The organism is Streptomyces sp. NPDC107550, from assembly GCF_055639095.1.
The window spans coordinates 276133-297985 of record NZ_JBVKBC010000004.1 but is presented as its reverse complement, the minus strand read 5'-3'; the positions used below and the strand labels follow the sequence as shown (position 1 = coordinate 297985).

Genomic DNA, 21853 nt, shown 5'->3' with positions numbered 1-21853 from the left:
CCGAAGGAGAGGCCCTAAGAGGCTCTAACAGAAGTTGTTGATCATGTGACTTTCGGTTCGGATGGTCGTTGGTCTGGCCGTGGGGAAACGTCAGTCGCGGCCGTGGATCGTGTCGGATGAACTGTGGTCGCTGGTGGAGCCGTTGCTGCCCGAGCCAGCGCCGAAACAGGTGGAGGGCCGTCCGCGGGTGCCGGACCGGCAGGCCCTGTGCGGGATCCTGTTCGTCCTGCATACCGGGATCCAGTGGGAGTACCTGCCCCAGGAGCTGGGCTTCGGGTCCGGGATGACCTGCTGGCGGCGTCTGGCCGCGTGGAACGAGGCCGGTGTCTGGGGCCAGCTGCACCTGGTGCTGCTGAAGAAGCTGCGGGTCGCGAAGAAACTGGACTGGTCGAGGGCGGTGATCGACTCCAGTCATGTCAGGGCCGCCCGACGAGGCCCAAAAGCGGACCCAGCCCGGTCGACCGAGGACGGCCGGGCAGCAAGCACCACGTCCTCGTCGACGGGCAGGGCATTCCGCTCGCCGTGTCGCTGACCGGCGGAAACCGCAACGACGTCACCCAGCTGTTGCCCCTGCTCGCGAGGGTCCCGTCCGTTGCCGGCCTGGTCGGACGGCCACGGCGACGGCCTGACGTGCTGCTGGCCGACCGGGGCTACGACCACGACAAGTACCGTCGCCTCGTCTGGGCCCAGGGCATCAAGCCGTTGATCGCCCGCCGTGGTGTTCCGCATGGTTCCGGCCTCGGCGTTCATCGCTGGGTCGTCGAACGCACCATCGCCTGGCTGCACGGCTTCCGGCGCCTACGCGTCCGCTGGGAACGACGCGACGACATCCACGAAGCCTTCCTCGGACTTGCCACCTGCCTCATCACCCACCGACACGTTCAACGCCTTTGTTAGGGCCTCTAAGCCCCGCCGCCCCCGATGACCTCGCGGGCCAGCGCGATCAGCGCCGGGACGCTCGGGTGGGCCGGGGCCGCGCGGTGCGCGAGGGAGACGGGGACGGGCGGCGCGTCGGTGAGCGGGACGTAGGCGACGCCCGGGTGCGGATGCATGCCGACGGTCGCCGTCGAGGTGACGCCGACCGCCTGGCCCGCGGCGATGGCGGCGAGCCAGTCGTCGGTGTTGGCGACGGTGAGCGTCGTCGTGGGCCGGGCGGCGGCGGGCCACAGCGCGAGCGTCGTCGTACCGGAGACCGTGTTCAGGGCGATGACCTGCGTGGCGAGGTCGGCGAGCGTGAGGCGGTCGCGGGCGGCGAGCGGGCTGTCGCCGGGCAGGGCCGCGACCCGCTCCTCGTGGTGCAGCAGCTCGGTGACCAGGCCGGGCGTGTCCACGGGCCCGCGCAGCAGCGCCACGTCGACCGCGCCCCGGGTCAGCCCGGCGGTGCGGTCGTCGACGCGGAGGAGTTCGAGGGGGACGTCCGGGTGCTCCTGGCGCCAGCGGCGCAGCAGGGGAGTGGTGTACGCGCCGGCCGCCGACCAGGCGTGACCGAGGCGCAGCGGGCGGCGCGGGGTGCGGGCGGCGGCGAGCGCGTCCTCGAACGCGGCGACCGCGACCGCCGCCTTCTCCTGGAACGCGCGGCCCTCAGGCGTCAGCGCCAGATGGTGCGTGGAACGGTCGACGAGCCGCACGCCGAGCGCGTCCTCCAGCGCGGCGAGCGTGCGGGAGACGGCGGGCTGGGTCAGGCGCAGGCGGGCGGCGGCCCGCGTCACGTTGCCCTCGTCGGCCACGGCGAGGAAACAGCGCAGGTGGCGCAGTTCGACGGACGCGGAAGGGGTGCTGGCGGGGTCCCGGCTCATGTCTGCGGAGCATAACGGGAGCGCAGAAGGCATTTCACAGGGCGCGGCGGACGGTTCTAGCGTGGTGGGGTACGGGGCTTACGCAGTTCAGTAGAATGCCCCATGTAGTGCAGTGTGCTGAACTTCGGGGCGGTCGATCGACGGGACCGGGTCCGGGGCGGCCGGGAGCGACGAGAGGGGTGGACCGTGAGCGGCCCGCAGACCGAGACCAGTACGGGGAACCACGGCGGAGCGCCCGCCTCCGCCTCTTCCACTGCTTCCACGCCCTCCGAAGGGGCGGCGCCGCAGAGCCGGTGGGGCGCGCTGGGGCCGGTCGGGCTCGTGCTCGGCGGCTGCGTCTCCGTCCAGTTCGGCGGGGCGCTCGCCGTCACGCTCATGCCGAGGGCCGGCGCGGTCGGCGTCGTCACGCTGCGGCTCGTCGTCGCCGCGATCGTCCTGCTCGCCGTCTGCCGGCCCCGGCTGCGCGGGCACTCCCGTACGGACTGGGGGACCGTCGTCGCGTTCGGCGTCGCCATGGGCGGCATGAACCTGCTGTTCTACCAGTCCACCGCCCGTATCCCGCTCGGCCTCGCGGTCACCTTCGAGGTGCTCGGCCCGCTCGCCCTGTCCGTCATCGCCTCGCGCCGCGCGGTCAACTTCCTGTGGGCCGCGCTCGCCCTGTGCGGGGTCTTCCTGCTCGGCGGCGCGGGCGAGGGGCTCGGCGGGCTCGACCCGGTCGGCGTGGCGTTCGCCTTCGCGGCGGGCGGTATGTGGGCGGCGTACATCGTCTTCAGTGCCCGTACGGGACGTCGCTTCCCGCAGGCCGACGGGCTTGCGCTCGCCATGGCCGTGGCGGCGGTGCTCTGTCTGCCGCTCGGGGTCGCCGAGGCGGGCGGGCGGCTGCTCGATCCCGTCACGGTCGGGCTCGGGGCGGCGGTCGCGCTGCTGTCGTCCGTGCTGCCGTACACGCTTGAGCTGATGGCGTTGCGGCGGCTGCCGGCGTCCACGTTCGCCGTGATGATGTCGCTTGAGCCGGCGATCGCGGCGCTGGCGGGGTTCCTTGTGCTGAGTCAGGCGCTTTCTGCTGCGCAGGCTGCGGCTGTCGGGTTGGTCATCGGGGCGAGTATCGGGGCGGTTCGTACGCAGTCGCGGGGGGTTCGGCCGGCTGTCCGCGACTGACGGAGCGTCGAGGTCTGGCCTCGGGTGCGGCTCCGGTGGGTCTTCCCGCGCAGTTCCCCGCGCCCCTTAGGTGGCAGCCCCGGCTGGTGGTTCTTCGTCTACAGCGTGCGCTGTGGCTGATCGCGCAGTTCCCCGCGCCCCTTACGGGGCTGGGCTGAGCGTCCGCTCTTGGCCTTCGGCCCTGGGGGTCTGGGGGCCGGCCTCGGCGTCAACCTCCCAGCCCCTCCGGCGATTGAGGAGAGGGGGGTGGGGGCAGCGCCGGAAGTTCGAATCCGCTCCGGGGAGGAGTGTTGCGCGGAGTTGGAGATGCAACGGGCGTTGCGTATTATGGAGGGGCGGTCAGGGCGTTGCGCGGCCCGTGGAGCGATCCATGAGGTCGATGTCCTCCCACCAACCCTCGACCCCGCTGATGCTACGAGCCGCCCGCTCGGGATACGCCGCAGCGATCTCCGCGAGAACGGCATGACTGATGGCGACAGCCGGAGTCATGGAGGGGAAGACGGACGCGCCCTCACTGGGCACCGCGACGACGAGCCCCGCGGTCTGCGCCAGCCGGCTGGTCCGCCGGTCGGTGACGAGGCAGACCGTGATCCCGCGCCGCCCGGCCGCCTCGGAGATCGCGATCAACTCACGAGGAGTGCGCCAGAAGTTGAAGATGACCAGGCAACTGCCCTCAGGCAGCAGATTGAGCTGCGTGGTCCGCTCGGAACCGGCCATCGTGTCGAGCCGGATGTCGAACCCCATGGCCGTGCCGAGGTAGGACAGCACCATGGCCGGTGCGGAGAAGCTGCCGGACGCGGTGACGAGCGTGCGCGGCGCGGCGGCGATGGCGTCGGCCAACGCCTTGACCTCGGCCGCGTCGAGCGTCCGCGCCATCCTGGCCAGGTGGTCGCTGTCGCGGTGCAGCGCCGCTTTCGTCGGCGTCTCGTTCATCGCGCTCGCGTGCTCGCTCAGCACCTCGGGCCCGGACAGCGCCGACAGGTACTGACTGCGGACTTCGAGCTGGAGGTCCGGCCAGCCGGAGAACCCCATCTGCTGGGCGGCGCGGGTGACGGTCGACGCGTTCACCCCCGCCCGCTGGGCCATGTCGCGGGCCGAGGCGTACGAGGCGAACTCGGGGCTGGTCTGCAACACCTCGAGGACGCGTGCGGCCTGACTTCCGCGCGGCATGTTCGCGAGCTGCTCCGCGATACGTACCTGGAGCGACCCTCTCACCTCCCAGACAGCCGCACCTGAAGCGCGGAATTCCGTTCCTCCCAGTCTAGGTGCGCCCCGCGCGCCCAGTGCCCCGCGAGCCCGGCGCCCCGCGCACCCGCCTCCCCCATGACCGCAACGCACGTTGCATACGAATTTGACTGCAACGTTCATTGAAGCTCTAATGAAATGCGGCGCGGCCGGTGCGGCGCATCGGCGCACACCACATCCGGCGGCAGACGCTCCCAACCGCCTGCCGCCTCCCGCCCATTGGCACCGCAGATAGGAAGAACCCCATGACCGAGATGCCTGAGAACGACAAGCAGCGGACGGCGAAGAAGAAGAAGGCGATCGCCGCGGTCGCCCTGGTGGCGGGCGCCGGCCTGCTCGCCGCCGGCGGTTACGCGCTGTCGACGTCCACCGCCCTGGCGACGTCCGGCCTCTTCGGCACCACCGAGCACAACGGCGACGACCCGGACAAGACCACGGACGTCTCGCTGCTCGTCGACCACCACCAGGAGGCCGACCTCTCGAAGCAGCTCACCAACGCCAAGATGGCCAACGACGGCGAAGGCGCCCAGACCACCGTCCACCTGACGGCGGGCGGCAAGCAGGACATCGACACCGTCGGCCTGAAGGTCAACTACGCCAAGAACGCGAAGAACGAGGGCCTGGCCAAGCAGCTCCTGGTGGACGTCGAGGCAGGCGGCAAGCGCGTGGCCAGCGGTCTGTCCGCCGCGGAGATCGTCCAGAAGGGCACCCTGCCCGTGGACCTGTCCGCCGCCGGCGGCACGCTCCGCAGCTTCGAGAAGAACGACCTCCCCGTCGACCTGCACGTCTACCTGAAGAACGGCACCGAGAAGAACTGGGAAGCCGTCAAGAGCCAGATGATCGACTCGATCAGCTTCGCCTTCACCGGCACCGGCACCGGCACCCCGGCCGACGGCGGCGCCGACAGCGGCAACTGACCGCTGAGCCGACGGACCAGGGCCTTCCCGGTCGCGGCCGGGCACGAACCCGGCCGCGACCGGAGGAAAGGCTCTGGGACCTCTCGTCCGCATCCTGACAGGCCCGCCGCCTGACGGACGAGAGGCCCAGGGGCCGGGCCGCACCTCCCCCTCGGCCGGCCCGGCCCCGCCCCCGACGCACCCCGGCGGCCCGCCCGCAGGAAGTACGAGAGAACGTGACCGACGTGCCCCCCGCCCCGGCCGCCCCGCCGGCCGACGAGGCGACGACCCTGGAACTGCCGCGTGTCGCCGAACGGCACCAAGGCCGCCCGGCCCGGCACACCGGCCGCCCCCGGCATCGGCGTACCGGACTGTGGCGGGTGGTGCGCGGCGCCTTGCGCGCCCTGTCGACGCTGCTGGTCACCGCCTTCGTCCTCGCCGTACTGGCGGCGGGCGTCGCGCGGACGGTCTACGACGTGCGGTTCATGCCGATCCTGACGCCGTCGATGACCCCGGTGATGCCGGCCGGTTCGCTGGCCGTCACCCGGCCGGTCGAGGCGCGGGACATCGCCGAGGGCGACATCATCGCGTTCCGGCCGCCGCGCCCGTGGACGCCGAAGGACGGCAAGCCGGTCGTGCACCGGGTTGTGCGGGACGAGAAGTACGCGGCGGGGCGCGTGATCCGTACCAAGGGCGACGCGAACGACGCCATGGACCCCTGGAAGATCGACCTGTCCGGGCCGGGCACGTACGCCCGCGTCGTCCACGTCGTCCCGCGAGCCGGGGGCATCGCGCGGAACGTGGCGCACGCGGGGCCGCTCGCCGTGACGGGGGCGGTGGCCGGACTGTGCCTCATGGGGTGGGGGGTGCGCCGGCTTCTGCCGTGGCGGCGGAACGGCGGATGACTACGCACCGGAGCCCCCGTGGCCCGGGTGAGAAGAGGTGCATCACTGTGAACCAGAGGCGAATCCGGCCCCGCCCGCCACGGCGGCGCCGCGCGGGGCGGGCCGTCACCGCGGCGGCCACCGTCGCGGCGGCCCTCGCGGGCCCTGCGGCCGGGCAGGCGCTCGCCGCGGACGCCCCCGGCGGGCCTGACACCCTGCGCATCGTGTCGGGCCCCGGCACGGCGTGGACGGCCGACACCCCCGGCCTCGAACCGGGCGACCGGGTCACCCGCTACCTGGACGTGATCGCCGGGACCGGCGGTCCGCTGACGGAGACGGCGAGCCTGTGGGGCGAGGGCCGGCTCACCGACGGCGGCGGTCTGCTCGCGGGCGTCCAGGGGTGCTCGGTCGCGTGGAAGGACGGCGCCTGCGCGGGGAGGCGTACGGAACTCGCCGCGCCCGGCACCGCGTTGCGCGCGGCGGTGGACCTCGGTACGCGGCGGATGGCGGCCCGCGAAGTCCACCACCTGAAGCTGACGTTCACGGTCCCCGCGCGTCTGCCGGCCGGCCTCGACGGCACGACGGCGCGCGTCACGCTCAAGGTCACGGTCACGGGCACGGGCGCGGAACCGGACGCGGGCACGGCGGGCGGCGGCAACGGTTCGGGCTTCCCGGCCGGTACGTCGACGGACTCACCGCCCGACTCCTCGACGGGCGGCATCCTGGCCCGCACCGGCGCCGAGATGTGGGGCCTCGCCCTGCTGGCGCTGGGGGCGATCGTCGCCGGTGCGGCGGTGTGGACATCGCAGCGCCACCGTACGCAGGACACCGACGCCGAGGAGGACACCGCCACGGCCTCGCTCGCCGGAGACCATCAAGGAGCGCAGTCATGAACGGCTTTCACTCCCGCCACCCCGGACGGCGCGCCCGGGACCGGGCCCTGCTCACCACCGGCGCGGTCGCGGCCGCCGCGTGCCTCGCGGTGGCATCCGGCCCCGGCCGCGCCCTCCCCGTCTCGACGGCGACGGCCCGGTCGGGTGCCTTCGGCCCCGCCGACGAGCACGGCCCGCACATCGAACGGCCCGCGATCAGCACGCCCGCCGACGGTTCGGTCCTGGTCCCCGACCCGAAGACCGGCACGGTCCTCTTCAGCGGCACCGGACAGCCCGGGGCCACGCTGGAGCTGTACTACCGCGCGTCCGGCGGTACGGGATGGAAGAAGCTGGACGGCTTCTCCGCGCGGGTCGACTCGGACGGGCGGTGGAAGCAGGCCGCCGCGGTCACCGGGGCCGGTGTGGTCGGCGGCATCTTCGACTTCCGTGTCCGGCAGACGGTGGAGGACAAGGCCCAGAACTCCGCCGCCATCACCGTGACGACCGAGAAGAACGGCACGCCGTGTCCCCCTTCGGCGGGTTACGCGGGGTGCCTGCGTTACACGTACACCGGCGGCGACCAGGACTTCGTCGTGCCGAAGGACGTGCACCAGGTGAACGTACGGCTGTGGGGTGCGGGTGGCGCCGGCACCGACTACTCGTACACCCGGGGCGGCGGTGGCGGCGGCTACACCACCGGGAACCTGTCCGTGCCGGCCGCCAAGCACCTGCGCCTGATGGCGGGTGAGGGAGGCGGCCTCCAGAAGCGGCGCACCTACGGCGGAGGCGGCAACCCCGGGTACGGCCCCAACTACGGGGGCAGCGGCGGCGGCATGAGCGCGGTGTGGGACGGCGAGAAGCCGCTGCTCATCGCGGGTGGCGGAGGGGGCGGGCCCGCCAACTCCATGAACCGGCCGCGCACTGACCTGAACGCGGGCGGTGGCGGCGGGGGAGAGAGCGGCGCCGCCGTCACCGGCCGCACGGACAGCAAGCAGGGCGCCCCCGGCACCCAGACGGCGGGCGGGGCGCGGGGCACCGGGGGGAACTGTCTCTCCGGTCCTCCGAAGCCAGGGACCAAGTTCAATGGCGGGTACGGGGGTTGGTCTCCCGTCAAGAACACCTCGCCGAACGGCGGCGGTGGCGGCGGGGGCGGCTGGTTCGGCGGCGGAGGTGGCGACTGCGCGGCCGGAACCGACGGTGACGCCGCCGGTGGCGGGGGCGGTGGCTCCGGCTACGTGGACCCGGCGGCGGTGACGCAGGGGCGTACGGTGCCGGGGGCCGGCGCCGCGCAGATCGAACACGGGGGTGATCCCGCCGGGGCGTCCGACGACCAGTACGTCGGCCGGGCGGGACGGGGCGGCGCCCGGCAGGACGGGGCCGGCAAGGGCGGTACGGGTCTCATCGTCATCCAATGGAAGCCGGCGCCTCCATCGCCGACGGCCCTGGGAGCCGGGGCTGCGCCCAGCCCCGCCGAGTCCGGAGGCCGGGAGCGGGCGCCGAGGTCAGCCCCGTCAGGGGCGCGGGGAACGGCGCGCTCAGCCACGACGAACCCGGCACCCCGGGGCTCCACCCCAAGCCCCGCTCCTCAAGCACCGGAGGGACTGGAAGCAGACGCTGAGGCCGACTCCCCAAGGGGCGCGGCCGCGCCGCCGCTGGAAACGGACGCTGAGGCCGACTCCCCAAGGGGCGCGGGGAACTGCGCGCCCAGCCACGGCGAACCCGGCACCCTGAGGCACTGCCCCACCCCCCGCTCCTCAAGCGCCGGAGAGGCTGGGAGTTTGCGCTGAGGCCGACTCCCTCAGGGGCGCGGCCGCGCTGCCGCTGGAAACGGGCGCTGAGGTCGACTCCCTAAGGGGCGCGGGGAACTGCGCGCTCAACCACAACGCACCCGGCACTCTGGGGCGCTGCCCCAGCCCCCGCTCCTCAAGCGCCGGAGAGGCTGGGAGTATGCGCTGAGGCCGACTCCCTCAGGGGCGCGGGGAACTGCGCGAGAAGCCCCACCGGGGCCGCACTGAACGCACAACATCAACGCACCCGGCGCTGGGGGCCGCCTTGCCCACCCGTGCCGCCCCAGGCGGCAGACTGCCCAAGGCGGCGGGGGGCGCCTAAAAGGCACCGGGGTTGGCAGCCCCGCCAGGGGCGCGGGGAACTGCGCGCTCGGCCACGACGCACCCGGCACTCTGGGGCGCTGCCCCAGCCCCCGTTCCTCAATCGCCGGAGGGGCTGGATGTTGGCGCTGAGCCCAGACCGCCAGGGACCCCAGGGCCGTAGGCCGGGAGTTGGGGGCGAGGTCAGCTAGCCAAGCGCCGCAGAGGCCGGAGTCGGCGGTGAGGTCAGTCTGGCGAGGTCGAGGGCAGCGCCCCGCACCCCCGAACGGAGTTTTCATGCAAGCATGCTTGATTGTTTCCGGTACGACTGCCATGCTCCGGGCAAGCCCAGAACCCGCCCACCCCCGGAGGGCCCCGTGTCGGACGCCGCCCCGCCCCCCGTCATCGAAGACCTCCGCACAGAAGGCGCCGAACTAGACGCTCTGGTAGCCGAGTTGACCCCCACGGAGTGGACCGCCCCCACCCCCGCGCCACGCTGGACGGTGGCGCATCAGATCGCCCACCTGGCCTGGACGGACCGCGCGGCCCTGATCGCCGTGACGGACCCGGCCGCGTTCACCGAAGAGGTCGAGAAGGCGCTGGCCGCCCCGGACACCTTCGTCGACGACGGCGCCGAGGAAGGCGCGGCACTGGCGCCCGATGACCTGCTCGCCCGCTGGCGCACCGGCCGCGAAGCACTCGACAGGGCGCTGCGGAAAGCCGCCGACAGCAAGGCCAAGTTCCCCTGGTTCGGGCCCCCGATGTCCGCCGCGTCGATGGCGACGGGCCGCCTGATGGAGACCTGGGCCCACGGCCAGGACATCGCCGACGCGCTCGGCGTCACCCGCACCCCCACCGCCCGCCTCCGGCACGTCGCCCGCATCGGCGTCCGCGCCCGCGACTTCGCCTTCACCGCCCACGGCAAGCCCGTACCGGAGGAGGAGTTCCGGGTCGAACTCCAGGCTCCGGGAGGGGAGTTGTGGACGTACGGGCCCGAAGGTGCCGCCCAGCGTGTCACCGGGCCCGCGCTCGACTTCTGCCTGCTCGTCACCCAGCGCGCCCACCGCGCCGACCTCGCCGTACGCGCCGAGGGCGCCGACGCCGACGCCTGGCTGGACATCGCGCAGGCGTTCGCGGGCCCGCCCGGCGCCGGCCGCGCCCCGAAGGGAGCCGCCGGGTGAGCGCCCGCCCGCTGCGGATCGGGAACGCCTCCGGGTTCTACGGCGACCGCTTCGACGCCCTGCGCGAGATGCTGACCGGCGGCCCCCTCGACGTCGTCACCGGCGACTACCTCGCCGAGCTGACCATGCTCATCCTCGGCCGCGACCGCCTGAAGGACCCGGCGCGCGGCTACGCCCGCACGTTCCTGCGCCAGTTGGAACAGTGCCTCGGCCTCGCCGCCGACTCCGGCACGAAGATCGTCACCAACGCGGGCGGCCTCAACCCCGCCGGACTCGCGGCAGACGTCAGGGAGTTGGCGGACCGGCTCGGCCTCCCCGTACGCGTCGCTCACGTCGAGGGCGACGACCTCAGCGCGAGCGGACGCCACCCCGGCGCGCTCACCGCCAACGCCTACCTCGGCGGCGCCGGCATCACCGCGTGCCTCGCGGCGGGCGCCGACATCGTCGTCACCGGACGCGTCACCGACGCCGCCCTGGTCAGCGGGCCCGCGGCCTGGCACTTCGGGTGGGCGCCCGACGCGTACGACCAGCTCGCCGGGGCCGTCGTCGCCGGGCACCTCCTGGAGTGCGGCACGCAGGCCACCGGCGGGAACTACGCCCACTTCGCCGCACACACCGCCCGCCTGACCCGCCCCGGCTTCCCGCTCGCCGAGATCCACGCCGACGGCAGCAGCGTCCTGACCAAGCACCCCGGCACCGGCGGCCTCGTCACCGTCGGCACCGCCACCGCCCAACTCCTCTACGAGACCGGCGGCGCCCGCTACGCCGGGCCCGACGTGACCGCCCGCCTCGACACCGTCCGCCTCAGCGACGACGGCCCCGACCGGGTCCGCGTCGAGGGCGTGCGCGGCGAGGCGCCCCCGCCCACCCTCAAGGTCGGCCTCAACAAACTCGGCGGCTTCCGCAACGAGGTCATCTTCGTCCTCACCGGACTCGACATCGAAGCCAAGGCCGAGCTGGTCCAGCGTCAGTTGGGCGACGCTCTCGCCAAGTCGCCGCCACGCGACGTGCGTTGGGAGCTGGCGCGTACCGACCGGGCCGACGCGGACACCGAGGAGGGGGCCAGCGCCCTGCTGCGCCTCGTCGTACGCGACCCCGACCAGGACGTCGTGGGACGCGCCCTGAGCGGCGCCGCCGTCGAACTCGCCCTCGGCTCCTACCCGGGCTTCCACGTCACCGCGCCGCCCGGCAAGGGCTCCCCGTACGGCGTCTTCGAAGCCGCGTACATCGACCGCGCGGACGTGCCGCACGTCGCCGTGCTGCCCGACGGGAAGCGCGTCGCCGTACCGCCTCCGCCGGGGCCCGGCCGGCCGCTCGCCCCCGTGGAGGAGCCCGCGCCGCCCGTGCCGCCGCCCCCCGGGCCCACCCGGCGCGCCCCCCTCGGGCTCGTCGCGGGCGCCCGCAGCGGCGACAAGGGCGGCGACGCCAACATCGGCGTCTGGGTGGGCGGTGGCGACGCCTGGCGCTGGCTCGCCCACACCCTCACCACCGACCGCCTGCGCCAACTCCTGCCCGAGACAGCCGACTTGCGCGTCAACCGGCACGTCCTGCCGAACCTCCGCGCCCTCAACTTCACCGTCGGGGGCATCCTCGGCGAGGGCGTCGCCGCGCAGGCCCGCTTCGACCCGCAGGCCAAGGGCCTCGGCGAATGGCTGCGCTCCCGCCACCTCGACATACCGGAGGCACTGCTGTGACCGTCCTGGCCAGCGCCCTGGACACCCGGTCCGACGAGTACGCCGCCCACCGCGCGGCCCTGCTCGACAAGCTCGCCGCACTCGACGCCGAGCACGCCAAGGCGCTGGCGGGCGGCGGCGAGAAGTACGTCCAGCGCCACCGCGACCGGGGCAAGCTGCTCGCCCGGGAGCGGATCGAGCTGCTGCTCGACCCCGACACGCCGTTCCTCGAACTGTCGCCGCTCGCCGCCTGGGGCAGCGACTACACCGTGGGCGCGTCCCTCGTCACCGGCATCGGTGTCGTCGAGGGCGTCGAGTGCCTGATCACGGCGAACGACCCGACCGTGCGCGGCGGCGCCTCCAACCCGTGGTCGCTGAAGAAGGCCCTGCGCGCCAACGAGATCGCGTACGCCAACCGGCTGCCCTGCATCTCCCTCGTCGAGTCCGGCGGCGCCGATCTGCCGTCCCAGAAGGAGATCTTCATCCCCGGCGGCGGGATCTTCCGCGACATCACCCGGCTCTCCGCCGCCGGAATCCCCACCGTCGCCGTCGTCTTCGGCAACTCCACCGCCGGAGGCGCGTACGTCCCCGGCATGTCCGACCACGTCATCATGGTCGAGGACCGCGCGAAGGTGTTCCTCGGCGGGCCGCCGCTGGTGAAGATGGCGACCGGCGAGGAGAGCGACGACGAGTCCCTGGGCGGCGCCGCCATGCACGCCCGCACCTCCGGGCTCGCCGACTACTTCGCGCGCGACGAGCAGGACGCGATCCGCCAGGCCCGCCGGGTCGTCGCCCGGCTCAACCACCGCAAGGCGTACGCCGATCCACAGGCTGTGGAAGCTCCCAAGTACGACCCCGAGGAGTTGCTGGGGATCGTGCCGGAGGACCTGAAGGTGCCGTTCGACCCGCGCGAGGTCATCGCCCGGATCGTGGACGCCTCCGACTTCGACGAGTTCAAGCCGCTGTACGGGGCCTCGCTCGTCACCGGCTGGGCCGCGCTGCACGGCTACCCGGTCGGCATCCTCGCCAACGCGCAGGGCGTCCTGTTCAGCGAGGAGTCCCAAAAGGCCGCGCAGTTCATCCAGTTGGCCAACCAGCGCGACATCCCGCTGCTGTTCCTGCACAACACCACCGGCTACATGGTCGGCAAGGAGTACGAGCAGGGCGGCATCATCAAACACGGCGCGATGATGATCAACGCGGTCTCCAACTCCCGCGTCCCGCACCTGTCCGTGCTCCTCGGCGCCTCCTACGGCGCCGGCCACTACGGCATGTGCGGACGCGCCTACGACCCGCGCTTCCTGTTCGCCTGGCCCAGCGCCAAGTCCGCAGTCATGGGCCCGCAGCAGCTCGCCGGGGTCCTGTCCATCGTCGCCCGCCAGTCCGCCGCCGCCAAGGGCCGCCCCTACGACGACGAGGCGGACGCCGCGCTGCGCGCCATGGTCGAGCAGCAGATCGAGTCCGAGTCGCTGCCGGCGTTCCTGTCCGGACGCCTCTACGACGACGGCGTCATCGACCCGCGCGACACCCGCACCGTCCTCGGCATCTGCCTGTCCGCGATCCACACCGCACCGTACGAGGGCGCCCGCGGCGGCTTCGGCGTCTTCCGGATGTGAGGCCGAACATGATCACCTCTGTGCTCGTCGCCAACCGCGGCGAGATCGCCTGCCGCGTCTTCCGCACCTGCCGTGACCAGGGCATCCGTACCGTCGCCGTGCACTCCGACGCGGACGCGGACGCCCTGCACGTGCGCGAGGCCGACCTCGCCGTACGGCTGCCGGGGGCCACGCCCGCCGACACCTATCTGCGCGCCGACCTCGTCGTGAAGGCCGCCCTGGACGCGGGCGCCGACGCCGTCCACCCCGGCTACGGCTTCCTGTCCGAGAACGCCGGCTTCGCGCGCGCCGTCAGCGACGCGGGACTCGTCTGGATCGGGCCGCCGCCCGAGGCGATCGAGGCCATGGCGTCCAAGACCCGCGCCAAACAGCTCCTCGGCATCGCCCCGCTCACCGACGTGAGCGCCGCCGACCTGCCCGTGCTCGTGAAAGCGGCGGCGGGCGGCGGCGGACGCGGCATGCGCGTCGTACGCGAACTGGGCGCGCTGGAAGAGGAGTTGGCGGCGGCGCGGTCGGAGGCGCTGGCCGCGTTCGGGGACGGCGAGGTGTTCGTCGAGCCGTACGTCGAGGGCGGACGCCACGTCGAGGTGCAGGTCCTCGCCGACACCCACGGCACGGTCTGGCTCCTCGGCACCCGCGACTGCTCCCTCCAGCGCCGCCACCAGAAGGTCGTCGAGGAGGCCCCCGCCCCCGGCCTGCCGCCCTCCCTCGTCCGCGAACTGCACAAGGTGGCCGAGCGGGCGGTGCGGTCCGTGTCGTACGTCGGCGCCGGGACCGTGGAGTTCCTCGTGGCCGACGGGCGCGCGCACTTCCTGGAGATGAACACCCGGCTCCAGGTCGAACACCCCGTCACCGAGGCCGTGTTCGGCATCGACCTCGTCGCCCTGCAACTGCGCATCGCGGAAGGGGAGGCGCTCGCCCCCGAACCGCCCGCGCCGCGCGGCCACGCCGTCGAGGCCCGCCTGTACGCCGAGGACCCGGCCGCCGGCTTCGCCCCGCAGACCGGCACCCTGCACCGGCTCGCCGTCCCCGGCGCCGTCCGCCTCGACACCGGGTACACCGACGGCGACACCATCGGCGTCCACTACGACGCCATGCTCGCCAAGGCCGTCGCCCACGCCCCGACCCGCGCCGAGGCCGTCCGCGCCCTCGCCGGGGCGCTGGAACGGGCCGCCGTGCACGGCCCCGTCACCAACCGCGACCTGCTCGTACGGTCCCTGCGCCACCCCGAGTTCACGGGCGCCCGCATGGACACCGGGTTCTACGAGCGCCACCTCGCCGAGCTGACCGCGCCGGACGAGGACCCCTGCGCACCGCTCGCCGCCGCGCTCGCCCAGGCCCAGGGCCGCTCCCGCTTCGGCGGCTTCCGCAACCTGCCCTCGCAGGAGCAGATCCGGCGGTACCGCAGCGAGCCGTACGGCACCGAGTACAAGGCCCGCTACCGCCACACCCGCACCGGCGTCGAGGCCGGCGGTGTCACCAGCGTCTCGCGCCCCCGGACCGACGAGGCGAGCGGCGAGGGGACCGCGACGATCACCCTCCACGACCTGCCGGACGAGATCCGCGTCGTCCACGCGGGCCGCGACCGCGTCGTCCTCGAAATCGGCGGCGTGCGGCGGAAGTTCGACGTGGCCGTGTACGGCGACCGGGTGTACGTGAACGGGCACGCCTTCACCGCGCTGCCCCGCTTCACCGACCCCACCGACCGGCAGGCCCCCGGCTCGCTGCTCGCCCCGATGCCCGGCACCGTCGTCCGCGTCGCCGAAGGGCTCGCCGAGGGCGCCGCCGTCACCGCCGGGCAGCCCCTGATCTGGCTGGAGGCGATGAAGATGGAGCACCGCGTCACCGCCCCCGCCTCCGGCACCCTCACCGCACTGCACGCCACCGTCGGCCGCCAGGTCGAGGTGGGCGCCCTGCTCGCCGTCGTCGGCGCCGAAGCCGCCGCCACCCCCGAGGAGACCCCCGTATGAGCACCGACCGTGCCGTCCTGGAGACCGACGAACACCGCGCGCTGCGGGCCGCCGTCGCCGCCCTCGGCAAGCGCTACGGCCGCGCCTACATGACCCGCGTCACCGGCGCCGACGGCCACCCCGACGAGCTGTGGGCGGAGGCCGCCAAACTCGGCTACCTCGGCGTCAACCTGCCCGAGGAGTACGGCGGCGGAGGCGGCGGCATAGCCGAACTGTCCATTGTCCTGGAGGAGTTGGGCGCCGCCGGATCGCCGCTGCTGATGATGGTCGTCTCGCCCGCGATCTGCGGCACCGTCATCGCCCGGTTCGGCACCGAGGAGCAGAAGCGGGCCTGGCTGCCCGGACTCGCCGACGGCACCCGCACCATGGCCTTCGGCATCACCGAGCCCGACGCCGGCTCCAACTCCCACCGCATCACCACCACCGCCCGCAAGGAGGACGACGGGAGCTGGGTCCTGAACGGGCGCAAGGTCTTCGTCTCCGGCGTCGACATCGCGGACGCCACCCTCATCGTCGGCCGCACCTCCGACGCCCGCACCGGCACCCTCAAGCCCTGCCTGTTCATCGTGGAGCGCGAGACTCCCGGCTTCGGCCGCCGCAAGATCGACATGGAGGTGCAGGCGCCGGAGAAGCAGTTCGAGCTGACCCTCGACGACGTGCGCCTGCCCGCCGACGCGCTCGTCGGCGACGAGGACGCCGGCCTGCTGCAACTGTTCGCCGGGCTCAACCCCGAGCGCGTCATGACCGCCGCGTTCGCCATCGGCATGGGCCGCTTCGCGCTCGCCCGCGCCGTCGAGTACGCCCGCGAACGCACCGTGTGGAAGGCCCCCATCGGCGCCCACCAGGCCATCGCCCACCCCCTCGCGCAGATCCACATCGAACTGGAGCTGGCCCGCCTGATGATGCAGAAGGCCGCCCGCCTCTACGACGACGGCGACGACGTCGGAGCGGGCGAGGCCGCCAACATGGCCAAGTACGCCGCCGCGGAAGCCTGCGTGCGCGCCGTCGACCAGGCCGTGCACACCCTCGGCGGCAACGGCCTCACCCGCGAGTTCGGCCTCGCGTCCCTCATCACCGGCTCCCGCGTCGCCCGGATCGCCCCCGTCAGCCGCGAGATGATCCTCAACTACGTCTCGCACCAGAGCCTCGGGCTGCCGAAGTCCTACTGACAACCGCCCATCACCGACGAGGAGTTGGCATGGTGACGTACAGGAGCGCCTACCCGGACGCGGCCGTCGTGGACGCGGCCATCCATGACGCGGTGCTCGGCGGCGCTGCCGCGCGCGGCGACCGTCCCGCCCTCGTCGACGGGATCGGCGGCACGACTCTCACGTACGCCCAACTCGACCAGTACCACCGCAAGGTGGCCGCCGGACTGGCCGAGGCGGGCGTGCGGCCGGGGGACGTCGTCGCGCTGCACAGCCCGAACACCATCGTCTACCCGGTCGCCTTCTACGGCGCCACCCGCGCGGGCGCCGCCGTCACCACCGTCCACCCGCTCGCCACACCCGACGAGTTCGCCAAGCAACTCCGCGACAGCCGCGCCCGCTGGATCATCACCGTCGGCCCGCTCCTCGACTCCGCCCGCGCCGCCGCCGAACGCGCGGGCGGCATCGAGGAGATCCTGGTCGCCGACCCGCCCGGCGACCACGGCCACCGCTCCCTGTTCGACATGCTCGCCACCACCGCGCCCGTCCCCGAGGTGCCCGTCGACCCCGCGCACGACGTCGCCGCGCTGCCCTACTCCTCCGGCACCACCGGCGTCCCCAAGGGCGTCATGCTCACCCACCGCAACATCGCCACCAACCTCGCCCAGCTCGAACCCGTCATCCCCATGGGCCCCGGCGACCGCGTCCTGGCCGTCCTGCCCTTCTTCCACATCTACGGGCTCACCGCCCTCATGAACGCCCCGCTGCGCCAGGGCGCCACCGTCGTCGTCCTGCCCCGCTTCGACCTCGACACGTTCCTCACCGCCATCGAGAAGCACCGCATCAACGCCCTGTACGTCGCCCCGCCCATCGTGCTCGCCCTCGCCAAACACCCCGCCGTCGAAGGCCGCGACCTGTCCTCGCTCGACTACGTGATCAGCGCCGCCGCCCCGCTCGACGCGTCGCTGGCCGCCGCCTGCGCCCGCCGCCTCGGCCTGCGCGGGACCGTCGGCCAGGCGTACGGCATGACGGAACTCTCGCCCGGCACCCACGTCGTCGCGCCCGACGCCCCGAACCCGCCGCCCGGCACGGTCGGCCGCCTCATCGCCTCGACCGAGATGCGCCTGGTCCGCCTCGACGACCCCGCCACCGACGCCGAACCCGGCGCCGAGGGCGAGATCCTGATCCGGGGCCCGCAGGTCATGAAGGGCTACCTCGGGCGCCCCGACGCCACCGCCGCGATGATCGACGCCGACGGCTGGGTGCACACCGGCGACGTCGGCCGCGTCGACGCCGACGGCTGGCTGTTCGTCGTCGACCGCGTCAAGGAACTCATCAAGTACAAGGGCTTCCAGGTGGCCCCCGCCGACCTCGAAGCGCTCCTGCTCACCCATGACGCGATCGCCGACGCGGCCGTCATCGGCGTACCCGACGACGACGGCAACGAGATCCCCAAGGCGTTCGTCGTCCGCGCCGACGACCAACTCACCGCCGAGGACGTCATGGCGTACGTGGCCGAACGCGTCGCCCCCTACAAGAAGATCCGGCGCGTCGCCTTCGTCACCGAGGTGCCGCGCGCCGCGTCCGGCAAGATCCTGCGCCGCCACCTCAGGGAGAACTGACCGTGCCCGACGAGCCCCTGGTCCGCCACGCCCTCACCCGCGGCGTCGCCACCCTCACCCTGGACGCGCCGCGCCGCAACGCCCTGTCCGCCGCGCTCGTCGCCGAGCTGGCGGAGCGGCTGCGCCGGGCGGGGGAGGACCCGGAGGTGCGGGCCGTGGTCCTCACGCACACGGGGAACACGTTCAGCGCGGGCGCCGACCTCTCCGACCCGCCGCACCCCGACGCGCTCGTCGCGCTGCTGCGGGCCGTCGTGGCGCTGCCCAAGCCGGTCGTGGGGCGCGTCGACGGGCATGTGCGGGCCGGGGGGCTCGGGCTGCTGGGGGCGTGCGACATCGCGGTGGCGTCGGCGGCGTCCACGTTCGCGTTCACGGAGGTACGCATCGGGGTCGCGCCCGCCGTCATCTCCCTGCCGCTGCTGCACCGGCTCGACCCGTCCGCCGCCCGCCGGTACTGGCTCACCGGTGAGCGCTTCGACGCGGCGCGGGCGGCCCGCTGCGGGCTCCTCACGGCGGCCGCGGACCCCGGCGACGACCTCGACGCCGACACCCTCGCGCCGGTGCTCGACGGGCTGCGGCGGGCGTCCCCGCAGGGGCTGGCCGAGACGAAACGGCTGCTCACGGCTAAGGTCCTTGATGCCTTCGACCGGGACGCGGCGGCCCTGACGGCGCTGTCCGCGCGACTGTTCGCCTCCGAGCAGGCCCGCGAAGGGATGACCGCCTTTCTCGAACGACGGGACCCCGGATGGGTGCTCTGACACCGCCCAAGCAGGACCGCTCACGCGCGACACGGCAGCGGCTCCTGGAGTCCGCCGTCGCCTGCCTCGCCGAGCGCGGCTGGTCCGGCTCGACCGTCACCGTCGTCGCCGAACACGCCGGGGTCTCCCGGGGCGCGGCCCAGCACCACTTCCCGACCCGGGAGGACCTGTTCACGGCCGCCGTCGAGTACGTCGCCGAGGAACGCTCCGTCGCCCTGCGCGAACTGCGGCCCGAGGGAAGGGCGGAGGCGGTCGCCGCCCTCGTCGACCTCTATACGGGACCGCTGTTCCGCGCGGCTCTCCACCTCTGGGTCGCCGCGTCCAACGAGCCGGCGCTCGGGGCGCGGGTCGCGGAGCTCGAAGCGCGGGTCGGGCGCGAGACCCATCGGATCGCCGTGCGGCTCCTTGGGGCGGACGAGTCGGTTCCCGGCGTACGGGAGGTCGTGCAGGGGCTGTTGGACATGGCGAGGGGGCTCGGCCTTGCGAATCTCCTCACGGATGACGGGGTGCGCCGCACAAGGGTGGTCCAAGAATGGACCCGCCTCCTGAACGCGACCTTGGCCTCATCCGGCCCTAACCCGTAACTCCGGGCCCCGCGCCCCTGACGGGGCGCTGCCCCCTGAGGTTGTCGTTCACCTTTCGCCGGGTGGGTGGCTGGTCGCGCAGTTCCCCGCGCCCCTGGAGGGGCGACTGCGTCGCCACCTCCTCCCCTGGGGAGCCGGGGCGAAGCCCCGCTCCTCAGGGGCGCGGGGAACTGCGCAACGTTCAGGTCAGCGGGCCTCACCCGGAGAACTCCTCAGGGGCGCGGGGAACTGCGCGATCAGCCACGACGAATGTCGAGGAATCCCACCGGCCGGAGCCACCCACTCACCTGAGGGGCGCGGGGAATCCCCGTAATCCCTCAGCCGGCGGAGCTAAAGGTCGCGGGGGGAACGGGGGCCGGGGCCCACGTATCGTGCCGAGGGCCGCACAAGCCGCCCCGTCCGCTTCTGCTCAAGAACATGCGCACTCCACCCCGCAGTCCGCGCACACGTGAACATAGACGTGAACATATGCGCCGGCACCTCCGCGAAATCAAGCACGATCGCCGCCCAGAACTCCACATTCGTGGCAAGCACCCGATCCGGCCGCCGCGCATGCAACTCCGCCAGCGCCGCCTTCTCCAACGCCTCCGCCACCTCGAACCGCGGCGCCCCCAACTCCCGCGCCGTACGCCGCAGCACCCGCGCCCGGGGATCTTCCGCCCGGTACACCCGGTGCCCGAACCCCATCAGCCGTTCACCCTGGTCCAGCGCCTTACGGACGTACCCCTCCGCGTCCCCGGTCCGCTCGATCTCCTCGATCATGCCGAGGACCCGCGACGGCGCCCCGCCGTGCAGCGGCCCGGACATCGCCCCGACCGCTCCCGACAGCGCCGCGGCGACATCCGCCCCGGTGGAGGCGATGACGCGGGCGGTGAACGTGGAGGCGTTCATCCCGTGCTCCGCCGCGCTCGTCCAGTACGCGTCGACGGCGGCGACATGCTTCGGGTCGGGCTCCCCGCGCCAGCGGATCATGAACCGCTCGACGACGGACTCCGCCTTGTCGATCTCCCGCTGCGGCACCATCGCGAGCCCCTGCCCGCGCGCCGACTGCGCTACGTACGACAGGGCCATGACGGCGGCCCGCGCGAGGTCGTCCCTGGCCTGCTTCTCGTCGATGTCGAGCAGCGGCTTCAGCCCCCACACGGGCGCCAGCATGGCGAGCGCGGACTGTACGTCGACGCGGATGTCCCCGGAGTGCACGGGGATCGGGAACGGCTCGGCGGGCGGCAGCCCCGGGTCGAAGGCGCCGTCGACGAGGAGCCCCCACACGTTCCCGAAGGAGACGTGGCCGACGAGGTCCTCGATGTCGATGCCCCGGTAGCGCAGCGCGCCGCCTTCCTTGTCCGGCTCGGCGATCTCCGTCTCGAACGCGACGACTCCCTCAAGACCGGGTACGAAGTCGGACATCAGGCGGCTCCCTCTGCTGCGTGGACAGTGCTGGTCGGTGCGGATGCGCGGCGGCTTCCCGCTCGCGCTCCGGTTCGGTCACACCCGTGATGCCCCGTACGGCAGGCGATCACCCCACCGATCGGCCAACCGTTTCAGCATCGCTTCGGCCCCTGGACGATAACCCTCAGTGCCACAAATGGCGAGAGTTCGCGGCACTCAGTGCCATGAGCTGGGCCTCCGCCCGTCGAGCGGTGCCGTACGGCAGGATGACGCCGTGAGCGCAGAACCCGACCGCACGCCCGACCGCGGCACCCCCGACCCCGCCGTCATGCGGGAGCCCTACCGCCGCCTCGACGGGGGCCTGCTCGAGTCCGGCGTGGCCGCCGATCCCGTCGAGCAGTTCACCCGCTGGTTCACCGAGGCCGCCGCCGCGGGCCCGCGCCTCGCGGAGCCCAACGCCATGGTCGTCTCCACCGTCGACCCCGACGGCCGCCCCAGCTCCCGCACGGTCCTGCTCAAGTCGTACGACGAAGCCGGCTTCGTCTTCTACACCAACTACCGCTCCCGCAAGGCCCGCGACCTCGACCACGATCCGCGCGTCGCCCTCCTCTTCCCCTGGCACCCGATCGGCCGCCAGGTCCATGTGACGGGCACCGCCGCGCGCACCTCCCGCGCCGAGACCGAGGCGTACTTCCGCACCCGACCGCACGGCTCGCGGCTCGGCGCGTGGGCCAGCGCCCAGTCGTCGGTGATCGAGGACCGCGGGGAACTGGACGCGGAGTACGAGGAATTGCGCCGCCGCCACCCCGAGGGCACGGACGTCCCGGTGCCGCCGCACTGGGGCGGCTACCGGGTCACGCCCGAGACCGTCGAGTTCTGGCAGGGCCGCGAGAACCGCCTCCACGACCGCCTGCGCTACACCCGGGCCGCCCAGGACTGGCACCTGGAACGCCTCAGCCCCTGACCGCCCGGACACG

17 protein-coding genes and 1 pseudogene are annotated in these 21853 nt (G+C 73.4%); 15 read left to right on the top strand and 3 right to left on the bottom strand.

Annotation, left to right across the window (positions count from 1 at the left end):
* The first annotated feature begins 61 nt into the window (after window positions 1–61).
* Window positions 62–897 (top strand): annotated as a pseudogene (locus ACZ7LY_RS08500) (IS5 family transposase).
* Between the two features lie 5 nt (window positions 898–902).
* Here ACZ7LY_RS08500 and ACZ7LY_RS08495 read toward each other — a convergent pair.
* On the bottom strand, window positions 903–1796 hold the full coding sequence (locus ACZ7LY_RS08495) for a LysR family transcriptional regulator (protein WP_471623754.1): 894 nt from the start codon (window positions 1794–1796) through the stop codon (window positions 903–905).
* Window positions 1797–1982: 186 nt separating this feature from the next.
* Here ACZ7LY_RS08495 and ACZ7LY_RS08490 point away from each other — a divergent pair, with 186 nt between their 5' ends.
* A complete protein-coding gene (locus tag ACZ7LY_RS08490) occupies window positions 1983–2954 on the top strand; it encodes an EamA family transporter (protein WP_471623753.1) in 972 nt (323 codons plus the stop codon).
* 339 nt (window positions 2955–3293) lie between these two features.
* Here ACZ7LY_RS08490 and ACZ7LY_RS08485 read toward each other — a convergent pair whose 3' ends face one another.
* On the bottom strand, window positions 3294–4124 hold the full coding sequence (locus ACZ7LY_RS08485; RefSeq protein ID WP_471623752.1) for a MurR/RpiR family transcriptional regulator: 831 nt from the start codon (window positions 4122–4124) through the stop codon (window positions 3294–3296).
* A 320-nt stretch (window positions 4125–4444) separates the two neighbouring features.
* On the opposite strand from ACZ7LY_RS08485, the gene ACZ7LY_RS08480 reads away from it, so the two are divergent.
* The 12 genes from ACZ7LY_RS08480 (at window position 4445) to ACZ7LY_RS08425 (ending at window position 19487) form a co-directional block, all read left to right on the top strand.
* Window positions 4445–5116, top strand: coding sequence for a hypothetical protein (locus tag ACZ7LY_RS08480; RefSeq protein ID WP_471623751.1), 672 nt, complete (start codon window positions 4445–4447; stop codon window positions 5114–5116).
* 215 nt (window positions 5117–5331) lie between these two features.
* The gene (locus ACZ7LY_RS08475) at window positions 5332–6000 is read left to right on the top strand and encodes a signal peptidase I (RefSeq protein ID WP_471623750.1); all 669 of its coding nucleotides are present in this window, start codon (window positions 5332–5334) and stop codon (window positions 5998–6000) included.
* A 47-nt stretch (window positions 6001–6047) separates the two neighbouring features.
* Window positions 6048–6872 carry a hypothetical protein gene (locus ACZ7LY_RS08470; RefSeq protein WP_471623749.1) on the top strand — a complete coding sequence of 275 codons (825 nt, stop codon included), beginning with the start codon at window positions 6048–6050 and terminating at the stop codon, window positions 6870–6872.
* On the top strand, window positions 6869–8638 hold the full coding sequence (locus ACZ7LY_RS08465; protein WP_471623748.1) for a glycine-rich protein: 1770 nt from the start codon (window positions 6869–6871) through the stop codon (window positions 8636–8638). Before ACZ7LY_RS08470 ends, ACZ7LY_RS08465 begins: the two co-directional genes overlap by 4 nt.
* Window positions 8639–9315: 677 nt before the next feature.
* Window positions 9316–10119, top strand: a complete 804-nt coding sequence (locus ACZ7LY_RS08460) for a TIGR03084 family metal-binding protein (protein WP_471623747.1) — start codon at window positions 9316–9318, stop codon at window positions 10117–10119.
* Window positions 10116–11813: an acyclic terpene utilization AtuA family protein gene (locus ACZ7LY_RS08455; protein WP_471623746.1), complete on the top strand. Its 1698-nt coding sequence runs from the start codon at window positions 10116–10118 to the stop codon at window positions 11811–11813. The genes ACZ7LY_RS08460 and ACZ7LY_RS08455 overlap by 4 nt, the downstream gene beginning before the upstream one ends.
* Window positions 11810–13408 (top strand): acyl-CoA carboxylase subunit beta, encoded by a 1599-nt coding sequence (locus ACZ7LY_RS08450; protein ID WP_471623745.1) that lies wholly within the window; start codon window positions 11810–11812, stop codon window positions 13406–13408. Before ACZ7LY_RS08455 ends, ACZ7LY_RS08450 begins: the two co-directional genes overlap by 4 nt.
* 8 nt (window positions 13409–13416) lie before the next feature.
* Window positions 13417–15378 (top strand): acetyl/propionyl/methylcrotonyl-CoA carboxylase subunit alpha, encoded by a 1962-nt coding sequence (locus ACZ7LY_RS08445; RefSeq protein ID WP_471623744.1) that lies wholly within the window; start codon window positions 13417–13419, stop codon window positions 15376–15378.
* A complete protein-coding gene (locus ACZ7LY_RS08440; RefSeq protein ID WP_471623743.1) occupies window positions 15375–16547 on the top strand; it encodes an acyl-CoA dehydrogenase family protein in 1173 nt (390 codons plus the stop codon). The genes ACZ7LY_RS08445 and ACZ7LY_RS08440 overlap by 4 nt, the downstream gene beginning before the upstream one ends.
* 29 nt (window positions 16548–16576) lie before the next feature.
* Window positions 16577–18148, top strand: a complete 1572-nt coding sequence (locus ACZ7LY_RS08435; protein WP_471623742.1) for a 4-coumarate--CoA ligase family protein — start codon at window positions 16577–16579, stop codon at window positions 18146–18148.
* Between the two features lie 2 nt (window positions 18149–18150).
* Window positions 18151–18903, top strand: coding sequence for an enoyl-CoA hydratase family protein (locus ACZ7LY_RS08430; protein ID WP_471623741.1), 753 nt, complete (start codon window positions 18151–18153; stop codon window positions 18901–18903).
* Entirely contained in the window at window positions 18891–19487 is a 597-nt protein-coding gene (locus tag ACZ7LY_RS08425; RefSeq protein WP_471623740.1) for a TetR/AcrR family transcriptional regulator, read from the top strand. The genes ACZ7LY_RS08430 and ACZ7LY_RS08425 overlap by 13 nt, the downstream gene beginning before the upstream one ends.
* Before the next feature lie 330 nt (window positions 19488–19817).
* On the opposite strand, the gene ACZ7LY_RS08420 is transcribed toward ACZ7LY_RS08425, so the two are convergent.
* A complete protein-coding gene (locus tag ACZ7LY_RS08420; protein ID WP_471623739.1) occupies window positions 19818–20894 on the bottom strand; it encodes a citrate synthase 2 in 1077 nt (358 codons plus the stop codon).
* Window positions 20895–21204: 310 nt separating this feature from the next.
* On the opposite strand from ACZ7LY_RS08420, the gene pdxH reads away from it, so the two are divergent.
* Complete coding sequence (gene pdxH, locus ACZ7LY_RS08415; RefSeq protein WP_471623854.1) at window positions 21205–21840, top strand: pyridoxamine 5'-phosphate oxidase; 636 nt, start codon at window positions 21205–21207, stop codon at window positions 21838–21840.
* Window positions 21841–21853: the final 13 nt, after the last annotated feature.